The following is a 9,853-nucleotide window of genomic DNA, read 5'->3' as shown; positions in this document are numbered from 1 at the left end:
CGCACCTGTAAGGATGTATCGTTTCAAGGGTGATCTCCTGAGCATGAAGAGGCGAGGCAGAACGCTAGGTTTTTTTCATTCCGCAATGGAAAATCTTTTCACTCAGGCGCCCACCCGCTGCCTTCAACCAACACACGCGATACCCTTCAAGGAACGTGAATGCCTGGCAATCCGCTCGGCCCTTGCAAGCATCCGCACACATTTCAGGCTGATCCAGGACCTTGCGTTCGAGATCCTTGCCGCTGTGATCGGAATCGAGCTTAAGGCGGCTGGCTTCAAAGCCGCGCTTTTCATCCAGCTCGCCCGAAATAAACCGAAGCCTGGCTTGCTTTTGCATCTGATCTTTCAAAAGACAGCGTTTCCAACCCGTAATATAAACGAAACCCTTGCAGTTCTTTTCGTTATCGCAGGTTCGCTGACATTCTTCTTGAGAAACCGACTTTAAGGTTTGAAACGATTCCGAAGGGACATCACAATTTTCTTTGAAGTCCCAGTTGGTGCCCTCGGCTTGACCTAAAGTGGTGATGAATAGGGCTGACATGATGAAGAGTGCTAAAATCCGTTGCATACACGAGGCCTCCGTTCTGGATGCTTTCAAGGTAGCATATTTCAAAGTCTGTCTTTTGAAAACAGCAACTCAGGCACGCGCCATGACTGAACGTCCGGGGCAGAAGACGGCAGCACATGCTGGTCGAGCAGGTCCTTGGGAATCGCATTTTCCAAGGCAATGCGCTGGTAGGCGCGCACAGCGGAACGTGGTTGCCGGGTTTTCATAGGGTCTTCAGCGTTCACTTCATAAAGCCCCATCCGCATTTTCATTCCTATATTCCATTCATAGTTGTCAAAAAGGGTCCAATAGTAATACCCACGAACATCGTAGCCATCCGCTATCGCTTGGCGCGTCCAGGCCATCGTGCGCACCAGCCAGCTTTCCACATGGCCGGCATCGTCGGCACCATCGCGGCCTGTTTCCGTGACCATCATGGGCCGCTTGTAACGGGACAGGTCCGCGATTACTTCGTAAAGTCCCTCGGGATAGGAACCGTTGATATCCACTTGAAAAGGATCAAGGCTTAGCAAAGGCGAGAACAGCTGCAGAATCGGAACCCAGGCTTTTTGCACCGTAAGGGTCATGTAATAGTTGATGCCAATAAAGTCCATTCGTCCGCCTAGATCGGGTCGGTCCACGGTTTGGCCGTTCCACTGCTCATCGAGTTTGCCGTGGACCAGCGCATCCAGATAGAGATCGTTCGCAAGGTAAGCCAGATCCCGGGCCGTTTTTACATCACCTGTCCCCGGACGTTTGGGATGTACGGGAAGATAGGCGCTGACCAGACCCACGCTCGCGTTGGTGCCATCGCCGTCGGCATCCCATTGATCGGCGGCGTGCACGGCATCATACATGCGAGCATGGGCTTCAATCATAGCCCGCGAAGCTGTTTTTGCTGCTCCCAGGTGAAAGTGCAGGCCGGGGGGATTGCTGCGCATCTCTGATGGCAGTACATAGCCTGGAAACACAACGGCCGAAAAAGGCTCGTTCAGCGTGGCCCAAACATCCACGTCCCGGCCGAATTCTTCAGCAATAAATCCCGCGTACTTGGCAATTTCAGGCACAATGCGATCCGGATCAGCCCAGCCTTTATTCGTGCATCGATTGAAGTTCTTATTGCAGCCCTCGGCATCATGAATCCACGTCGGCAGCGTATAGTGATTCAACGTGACCAGGGGTGACAGCCCCTGCCGTTTCATTTCCGCCAGCATCTGGTGGTAATACTGCAGGCCTTCCTTGGAAGCCATGGCACGCAAAGCGGCATGTCCTACGATTCCGAAGGTCGGTTGTGGGAAAATTCGGCTCCATTCGATGGAAAAACGCAGACTATTGTGACCCATGTCGCGCTTCACGCGTTCCAGGTCAGCGGGGAACGATTCATAAAAGCCAGGTCCTTGTTCCGGTCGATCACCTGATAAATACAGGAACGGATTCTGCAGAAACCTAGGCCGGGTGATAAATTGGAACCAATCGGAGTTTCGATCTTCACAGACGTCAGCGGCTACGGTTGGACAGCCCATATCGACTTGAAACCCAGCAATGGCGCTTCCCATCCGGAAGCCTTTGGGAAAACTGAGTTGCATCCGGGACGCATCAGCTGCTGGGGCGCGATCGTGGGCGTTGGCCATGCCGCTGAAGGCCAGGACAAGGCCGAGCGTTCGGAAAGTTTTACGAGACATCGTAAATTCCTTTTGATGTTTTGCCACGGGATACGTTTGTGTTCTTAAGGTCTTTACGGAGGAGAGTCAAGGGGCAGTTGGGTTCCAGCCTGCTGGAGATTTTACGTAGGCAGCGGCTCCTGCGAAGAGCCGCTCTGGCACATGGGTGAGTTCAGGCAGCCTGATCCCATTCATCGTCCTCAACTTGCACATTCCTGGCTGCAATTTTTACTGGCTGAACGGGGTTCTGAACCGAACCATGAATCACTTGCTCCAGCTGCTGGACCATGGATAGCAATTTACCGGCGTGGGTTTTTAACTCTTCGGCTGCAACCGATGTCTGCTCGCAAGCGGCACTGTTCTGATGAGCCACAGTATCCATTTCGGTCATGGCGTTGTTGATTTCGGTAATGCCTTCGGACTGTTCATGACAGGCTGACGAAATCTCGTTGGTCATTTGCCCGACGATGGCAACGTTGGCAACGATTTGCTGAAGAATGTCGCCACATCGTTCGGCGGTCACGATGCCTGCTTCAATTTTTTCCTTGCCGACTTGAGAAAGGCTGTTCATCTTCTGCCTGGTGTTGGTCACGATGGTATCAACCAACCGTACGCTATTATCCAATAGAATCTGGATTTCACGGGCCGACGTCCCACTCATCTGGGCCAGATTACCAACTTCTTCAGCCACAACGGCAAAGCCTTTGCCTTGCTCTCCGGCCCGCGCGGCCTCGACGGAAGCATTGAACGAGAGGAGGCGCGTCTGGAAAACGATGTCATTGATGACCTTCGTTTTGCCTTCGATTTCTCGAATGACGCGAACGATATCCATCAGCTCCTTGTTGGTCACTTCATTCTGGGCCATGATTTCCGCGTTGCTATGCGCAATACCGTCGATGGAGCCAGTCATGTCGATGATGGCTTCTTTACCTTTAAGTGCCGTTTCATAACTCTGCTGCGAAAGCGTGGCTGATTTGCTGCTGTTTTCCGCATTCTTTTTGATCATGGATTTGGTCTCTTCCACCGCAGCCGTTGTCTCCTGCAGGGCCGAGGCCTGCTCGGTTGCACTGGAAGCCAGGTTTTGGCTGGCCATGGCGACTTGCACAGCGATTTTGGCCACGGCATCGGCCCCGTGACTGAGCAGCTCAGCGACAGCTTTGAGTGCTGCATTGATGGCCCTTGTTATGTAAACAGAGATAAGCATGGAAACGACAATCAGGGAAAAAACCGTGGCAACGCACAGAATAAAGTTGCGTTGAGCGGCCGCTGCTGCGTTATGGATGCTCGCCGATGTCATGGTGATTTCCGGATCGATCACACCACGAACGCTGTCGATGACCCTAGTGATGGTGGCAGAAAATTGCTTGGCATCAACCCCATAATCCCCTTTGCCGGACTTTTCAACAACACGATTATAAGTGCTTAACACCGAGAGCCAATCTTCGGCGGCCAGCAGTTTATCAATATCCTGGTGACTGGTGTGTGAGATCGTCAGCCCGGGTGATTCCATATTCGATAGAACACCGGATTTGTGGGTGGCCAGCAGGGAAACGGTGGCAGCACTGATAGGCTGGTTGGCGCTCAGGACGGCGTTCAGCAGCGCCCGCATGCGCCCCATGCTTTCTTTGGACTTTTCGAAAATGGATATACTCAGCAGAGTCGACTCAAGTCCATCCAGGTGAAACTCGTTGGCACAACTGGCCTGGGCTTTGATCCAGTGATCAACCAGAATGCCAATGGCTTTTGCAGCTTCAGCCGCTGCTCCGGACTTAGCGTCGACCTGCGCTCGTATTGCCTGATGCGTTCCAGAAAGATTATCGATCTGGTTCTGCAAAGTGCTGTTGAGCAACTCCGCTTTTCTGCTGGTGAGGAACAACAGCTCCTGGTCTACGACATCTCTCTGGGCCTTGAGCTCATCTTTGGTATTAGCCCCATTCATAAACAAGACGGACGTTGCCCGTTCTTTTTGAATCTGATGGATGATACGGGAGATGGCCTGAATCGCTTGGGCCGATCGTGCCATGCCTTGGGCCTGGCTTGAACGTTCATAGTAATGGCCTACCAGCATGCTACTGACAATAATGAGGCCCAGAGTCATCGCCAGGACTGGTATCGCGATTCGTTGCCAAAGAGAAAGTTTATTGAGCATAGTCACCTCTTCTCTGGTCTATCGTCTGGGCATGGCCAAGCTTAAGCCTGGAAGTTATGTAGGATATGGAAACCTTCTTGAGGAATTAGGTCGCGAAAAACTGAGGATTGCACAATTCATAGGTTGGAATGTTGGTAGAGCCCCTCGAGTGTTCAGGAATCCAGCGAGAATTGCGTATGGACCAAAACCAGTATTCCAGCCTGGGGGAGCGGTTCCGCGAAGGTTTATTAACTGGCGGGATCCGGGGTATTTTTTCTTTTTAAGTGGTAGCAGGCGGCCTGCAGGCGCTGCCTGGAGTCCTCAGGTTGCAGGTTCACGCTTGTGACTTTTCTCCGACTCCGAGATACTTCGGCCTGGTCCTGGACTTGCACTGGGAATTTTTGAGAAACCAAAAAAATCTCGAATGTTCCTGGAGGTCCCCCCCGATGCGCGCGATCAAACCGTCGAGTCCCCTGAAATTACTGGGTGCAGCCGTGCTTGGACTCACTCTTATGCACTGTGGAGTCCAGGGAGAGCAAAGTAGACAGAGTCACGTTATTGGACAGACCTCCTAACCAAGGCCCCAGGCGCTTCAGTCCTGCTCAAGCCAGGCTTCAACCGAGCATGCCATCGTCCGCAATTACATTCAAAAGATTGTGGATCATATCATTGAAAAAAACCCGAATACTTTCAAAGGGCCTTATAGCCCCACTGCATTTTGCGTCCAGTTCAAGACCAATGATCCCGTGCTCGGGTCGACAAGTCCCAATGCCTCGGCAAATCCAGGTTCTGGACTTTTAACGTTCAACGCGCCCGTCCTCAGTGAAGTCCCTAATGATGCTTCGCTGGCGGCTGTGATTGCTCATGAACTTGCCCATGTGACCATTCGCGTTTGGAACCTGATGTGGTGAAGAACAACGCGGAGATTCAGGGACTCAAAGCTGAGCGGACCAAACAGTTCAAAGAGAAGAAAGACCTTACGGATAAGAATCTTCCGAAATTCCGCTCGCTCTTTCAGCAGATATCCGCAGCTCTCGAGTATCCAGGGCTCAAGGCTCTTCAAGCAAAAGCGGCAACGGAGCTTGATATCTATGACATCACGTTTTTGGAGTCCGACCGACATTTGAAAGATTATGAAACCCTTCTGCCCGATGCGACGCGAGAAACCCTTTTTCCTGGTGAGCTGGATCAAGTGAAGGCGTACCTCAAAAGGCTACAAAATTAGGATCGAGCAGGTTCGCGGGTGGAATCCCGACGTTTTTGCGTCATCTTCCAGGCTTGCTTGAGGGTTTGCTGCGCCCGGGCGTAGAGCTCGGGGTCGCCTTCCTTAAGCACTTTGAGCAGAGCTTCGGCTTCCTTGATATGAACACGTCCGAAACTGGGATCGTGTCCTGCAATATCGGGAGCCTTGGCGATAATATCGGCGAGTTTGACAGTTTTGGCTTCGGGTCTGGCCTGAGCCAGATGCTGACGATCCTTGACCTTACGTTAAGCCCGATTGCCATCCTGGGGCCGGGAAATATCCGTCAGGTTTTCAACCAAGACGGCGCCTCGGATCCAAACTCAGCCTGGATTTCCGCCAGCGTCACATCCGTATCCTCAACCACATCGTGAAGCCATGCGGCAGCGATCGTCCGTTCATCATGGGTGACGGATACAACCCTATCGGCCACGTCGAAGAGATGAACTTCATAGGGCTCGCCACTGTACTTCCGCCTGTGGTCCTTTTTTCGATGTGCTGTGATGGCAAACGATTGCGCTCTTTCCGTAAGACTCATCGGGAAGCTCCTTCGGTGGCCCATGGCAATGATTAAGCCACGGGCCTGGAGTCACTTCAACAAGGACTTCGAAGGGGATATTTTTGACGTTTTACATCATGGCTGGGGGTGACATTTCGGGGCTGCTTCCCGAGACGCTCCCGCTGGTGATATGCGGACTGAGCTGTTCCTGAATTTGGGCCTTTCGGGTCAGGAAGTCCCGGGCCAATTGTTTGAGGTCGTCCTCGTTCGATTTGGCTTCGATCATTTTGAAAATCTCATCTTCCTCGCGCTCCACATGTTCTTCCACAATGGCGCGCAGATCCTTCATGCGTTCTTCGAAAAGCTGGCTGGACGCCTCGACATTACTGATGACATCCAGAATCGTCCGGATCTGTTCGTGCTCGCTCCACGAGGTATCAAATTCAGCTTTCAAGTCTTCGTATTGCTGAAAAGTCTGATAAACAGTCTCTTCCTCGGCTTCGGCATGGGAAAGGAGATCCAGGCGCACTTGGTAGAAAAGGTCATTCTTGTCCACAGCGGTGGTCGCGCTTTTTATCTCACGAAAAAGGGTTTTGACTTTCACGTGATCCATGCGCAGGACATTGAGAACATTCATTTCGTCCGCTGGCTTGCCCACCGCGTTGATGACAGCTCCTGCAACCGTTGCTGCCATATCGCGCAGGCGTCCTGTCACTCCACTGGCTGGTTCTTCACCGCTGATCAGCTGAACGGCTACTTTTTCCATAATACCTGTCATCTGACCCACCTGCTTTTCCATGGAAGTCTGAATGCCTTCAAAGAGTGCAAGCGCAGCCTTGACATCAACCATGGACAGCTGCCCGGCTTTGTGGACAAGAAATCCGCACATGGCTTGATTTTGCTTGGTGAGGGCATACACACCCAGTTTTTCCACCACCGGGGCACCGCTGTCGTCGATCCTCTGGGAAGCCAGCCGAACGAAACCCTTGGTAAATTCCTTGGGCTCGACCCTCATACCGAAGTTGGTCATGACCGTCTCGATCATACGAAGGTTTTTTTCATCTTCGTCCGCAATAGTTTCCAGGGTTTCGCGTTCGTCCTTAAAGTTATGGATAAGGCTACGTATGGTGCTATTCCATTGCACAATGGCCCTTTGTCGCATTTCGATATCAGCAAGTTCACTCGCAATGCCGAGTCGTTTTTCCTGCTCAGTGACTGTAACCATTTCTGTTCTCCTTGTTGCAAAGATGTCGTTTCACTATAGGCGTGGGAATCTGCATCGTGCATCAGGCGAATTCTGATTTCTGGATGGGATTTACATGAAATACGGCACGAAAAATGAAGAAGGTCCAAGGGAGTCTCACGATCCAGGAAAGGCTGACACTTTATGACGAAGGAAAACATAACATGAAACGTACAGCACACATCTTGAAAATCTCCACCCTATCCTTGCTGACAGTCGCAGCTTTGTCCTGCACGAAAAAACGTGAAGGCGAGGAGCAGCATCAAGGGTATTCACAGCCCTCCACAGATTCCGCCGTCTCGGACAGAAACCCGAGAACCCCCAATCCAGAGGCTGGAACAGTGACGGGCACAGGTATTGATACACCCGTGAATCAACCCAAGCCGACCTCCGATTGCGCGGATCCTTCGCAGTTGGCTCAAAATGATAATAGCGTGGACGCGAACTGTGCTCGGCAAAGGTCGGACACCGCGCCCGCCGCCCCAGCCGATGCGACTCGTCCGACGCCTCCCTAAGTTGCTTTGCGCTATTATGCGTAAATGTACCAGCGCACCACAGACCTTCGGCTGGCGCAGAGTCGATTCCATCAGCGGCTTTCAAAATAGATTGCTTTGCATGCTTTTTGCAAGATTGGGTCCAGACGAAGTTCGTGGTGACCTTGAAAGAGAACACTAGTGAAATTCAACAGGTTTTGATGATCGTTGCATATGTAAGGAGGAAAAATATGCTTTCTATGAAAAACATTACAGATTTGAAGGAAGAGATTAATTTGGAACGAGTGGCGACGCTTGGGAAGAGATTGAAGGATATGAGTCAAAAACAGGGCGTGAAGAGCGCTTCATGGCTTGTTGCTGGATTGGCTATCGGCTCCGTGTTGACCCTTTATCTGGATCCCCAGGAAGGCAAAAGAAGGCGCACCCAGGTTAAAGATAGGGCCGTTAGCATGGGCAGAAATGTTCAAGAAGCCACACGTCGTCGTATTAAAGATCTGAATGATCGGGTCCGAGGGGTGGTGTCCCAGGTCGGGGATGTGATCCAGGACAAAGTTGAAAATGTCGAAAATGTTGAGAAAAGAGCATGATCAGGACGTGACGGGAGCAGCCGGCCAGCAATCTGCTGGCCTTTGAATCACGGCAGGGCTTCAGGACTCTTCGTAACCAGCTTGTTGAGGCGAATGAATCAGATCATTCCTCCAGATGGGATGATTAAAGTGCAAGCGCTCATCGCAACCTTGGGAAATGGTGTCTTCCGTGAGCTCGGTAAAACCAATTTTGTGCCAATCCTTTTTCAAAGCAATGATACCTTCGGAAGAAACTAAAATATCAAATTTAAGCTTCCCGCTATTATTGGTCAGACGCAGCTCATCGCGGAAATCGCGTTGGCCAATTATTGCAAGATGGACTACGAATCCTTGTTAGCCCTTGAGGACGCTGATTACGCCCTGCCACCTAACACGAATCGAAAAGGTCTCCAGGCTCTCGAATACCTCATATTTGATAGCAGTTTGGACACATCCTGTTCATCGACGCAGCCGACCGCCGTCCAATGGGAGGCTCTTGAGCCCGCTCGTCGCAAGCAGGCCCGTTGTGCTTACCTGCAGGCGGTTGCCGGTGAGCTGGTCGAACATGCCAAACTTTTGGAAACGGTTTGGGGTTCAGCGGAGGATAACGCCATGAGCCACGTGGTCGGCAATCCTGAGACCGAGCAGGCGGCGGTGCAGGACTTGTTTGATAACCTGTTTTATTTTGAGAATGAGGTCAAAAATCTAAAACTGGCAGGCAGGGTGGAAACGCGGTAGCCGACCGCTCGGAGCAGGAAATGGCCAGACTCATCCAGGCTGTTGATCAGCAGCAGGGAAGTATGGACCAATGGATCACGGCCAAGCAGAGCGAAAATTGCGAGACGTCTCAAGTCAGTTGGCTTTGCCAGTTACGTCAGGGCATCACGAACATGATGGTCGACTTCAAGGGAGAATATGCTTCTGTTCTGCAAACCAAAATTCCTGTCGAGCCGCAAGGTGACAACGACTAAGAATCGATCCGATTTATATTTTTAATTGAAAATGATTTTCAATATTAGTATTGAAGCTCGATCAAGACTTTTCTTCCCATACCGGTTTTTGGAGATGACCCATGACATACAGCGCCTTTCTTTTGACATTAGGGCTTCTGACACCTGCCTTGCACGCCGCAGATGCACTGAAGACACAGCAAGCTTTACAGAATTATTCCCAGACTGTTTATGCGGTCTATAGTGATGCCTATGCTACGGCCAGCAAACTCCAGTCGGCTGTCAACCAGCTGGTGGCCAGCCCTTCGGCTGAAACGCTGGAGGCTGCCAGGCACGCCTGGTTGGACTCCCGTGTGATCTGGGGCCGGACTGAGGCCTTCCGTTTTTATCGAGTCAGACCGTAATACTCCAACCATAGCCCGTCCCGAGCCAGCGAGGGGACAGACGGGTTTGGTTGGAGATATAAGGGCTGCCGCCATCTCCCAGGTCGGAGATAATTTTGTTTTTTCTTTGCTGCCGCATGAT

12 protein-coding genes are annotated in these 9,853 nt (G+C 51.7%); 7 read left to right on the top strand and 5 right to left on the bottom strand.

What is annotated here, in order from left to right:
• Window positions 1-64: 64 nt before the first annotated feature.
• From VE954_RS00065 to VE954_RS00055, 3 genes are all read right to left on the bottom strand, one after another.
• Complete coding sequence (locus tag VE954_RS00065; RefSeq protein WP_324948350.1) at window positions 65-568, bottom strand: PAN domain-containing protein; 504 nt, start codon at window positions 566-568, stop codon at window positions 65-67.
• A 41-nt stretch (window positions 569-609) separates the two neighbouring features.
• The gene (locus tag VE954_RS00060; protein WP_324948348.1) at window positions 610-2,229 is read right to left on the bottom strand and encodes a glycoside hydrolase family 1 protein; all 1,620 of its coding nucleotides are present in this window, start codon (window positions 2,227-2,229) and stop codon (window positions 610-612) included.
• 151 nt (window positions 2,230-2,380) lie between these two features.
• Complete coding sequence (locus tag VE954_RS00055; protein ID WP_324948346.1) at window positions 2,381-4,357, bottom strand: methyl-accepting chemotaxis protein; 1,977 nt, start codon at window positions 4,355-4,357, stop codon at window positions 2,381-2,383.
• 635 nt (window positions 4,358-4,992) lie between these two features.
• Here VE954_RS00055 and VE954_RS00050 point away from each other — a divergent pair.
• A complete protein-coding gene (locus tag VE954_RS00050) occupies window positions 4,993-5,247 on the top strand; it encodes a M48 family metalloprotease (RefSeq protein ID WP_324948344.1) in 255 nt (84 codons plus the stop codon).
• Entirely contained in the window at window positions 5,241-5,561 is a 321-nt protein-coding gene (locus VE954_RS00045) for a hypothetical protein (protein ID WP_324948342.1), read from the top strand. The genes VE954_RS00050 and VE954_RS00045 overlap by 7 nt, the downstream gene beginning before the upstream one ends.
• A 301-nt stretch (window positions 5,562-5,862) precedes the next feature.
• On the opposite strand, the gene VE954_RS00040 is transcribed toward VE954_RS00045, so the two are convergent.
• Complete coding sequence (locus tag VE954_RS00040; RefSeq protein WP_324948340.1) at window positions 5,863-6,114, bottom strand: HD domain-containing protein; 252 nt, start codon at window positions 6,112-6,114, stop codon at window positions 5,863-5,865.
• Window positions 6,115-6,205: 91 nt separating this feature from the next.
• Window positions 6,206-7,300 carry a hemerythrin domain-containing protein gene (locus tag VE954_RS00035; protein ID WP_324948338.1) on the bottom strand — a complete coding sequence of 365 codons (1,095 nt, stop codon included), beginning with the start codon at window positions 7,298-7,300 and terminating at the stop codon, window positions 6,206-6,208.
• Between the two features lie 182 nt (window positions 7,301-7,482).
• Here VE954_RS00035 and VE954_RS00030 point away from each other — a divergent pair, with 182 nt between their 5' ends.
• From VE954_RS00030 to VE954_RS00010, 5 genes are all read left to right on the top strand, one after another.
• Window positions 7,483-7,833 (top strand): hypothetical protein, encoded by a 351-nt coding sequence (locus VE954_RS00030; RefSeq protein WP_324948336.1) that lies wholly within the window; start codon window positions 7,483-7,485, stop codon window positions 7,831-7,833.
• A 137-nt stretch (window positions 7,834-7,970) separates the two neighbouring features.
• The gene (locus tag VE954_RS00025) at window positions 7,971-8,399 is read left to right on the top strand and encodes a YtxH domain-containing protein (protein ID WP_324948334.1); all 429 of its coding nucleotides are present in this window, start codon (window positions 7,971-7,973) and stop codon (window positions 8,397-8,399) included.
• A gap of 297 nt (window positions 8,400-8,696) precedes the next feature.
• Window positions 8,697-9,116: an imelysin family protein gene (locus VE954_RS00020; protein ID WP_324948332.1), complete on the top strand. Its 420-nt coding sequence runs from the start codon at window positions 8,697-8,699 to the stop codon at window positions 9,114-9,116.
• A gap of 20 nt (window positions 9,117-9,136) precedes the next feature.
• Window positions 9,137-9,349, top strand: coding sequence for a hypothetical protein (locus VE954_RS00015; protein WP_324948330.1), 213 nt, complete (start codon window positions 9,137-9,139; stop codon window positions 9,347-9,349).
• 101 nt (window positions 9,350-9,450) lie between these two features.
• A complete protein-coding gene (locus VE954_RS00010; protein WP_324948328.1) occupies window positions 9,451-9,732 on the top strand; it encodes an imelysin family protein in 282 nt (93 codons plus the stop codon).
• Window positions 9,733-9,853: the final 121 nt, after the last annotated feature.

Origin of the sequence: Oligoflexus sp., assembly GCF_035638955.1 — a bacterium.
In the GTDB taxonomy this organism is placed as follows: Bacteria; Bdellovibrionota_B; Oligoflexia; order Oligoflexales; family Oligoflexaceae; genus Oligoflexus.
The sequence above is the reverse complement of the archived record's forward strand: the minus strand, read 5'-3'. Positions and strand labels throughout refer to the sequence as shown.

Excerpts from the sequence above, each read along its gene's own strand:
- VE954_RS00065 (WP_324948350.1), bottom strand. The coding sequence starts at position 568 with ATGCAACGGATTTTAGCACTCTTCATCATGTCAGCCCTATTCATCACC.
- VE954_RS00060 (WP_324948348.1), bottom strand. The coding sequence starts at position 2,229 with ATGTCTCGTAAAACTTTCCGAACGCTCGGCCTTGTCCTGGCCTTCAGC.
- VE954_RS00055 (WP_324948346.1), bottom strand. The coding sequence starts at position 4,357 with ATGCTCAATAAACTTTCTCTTTGGCAACGAATCGCGATACCAGTCCTG.
- VE954_RS00040 (WP_324948340.1), bottom strand. The coding sequence starts at position 6,114 with ATGAGTCTTACGGAAAGAGCGCAATCGTTTGCCATCACAGCACATCGA.
- VE954_RS00035 (WP_324948338.1), bottom strand. The coding sequence starts at position 7,300 with ATGGTTACAGTCACTGAGCAGGAAAAACGACTCGGCATTGCGAGTGAA.
- VE954_RS00030 (WP_324948336.1), top strand. The coding sequence starts at position 7,483 with ATGAAACGTACAGCACACATCTTGAAAATCTCCACCCTATCCTTGCTG.
- VE954_RS00015 (WP_324948330.1), top strand. The coding sequence starts at position 9,137 with ATGGCCAGACTCATCCAGGCTGTTGATCAGCAGCAGGGAAGTATGGAC.
- VE954_RS00010 (WP_324948328.1), top strand. The coding sequence starts at position 9,451 with ATGACATACAGCGCCTTTCTTTTGACATTAGGGCTTCTGACACCTGCC.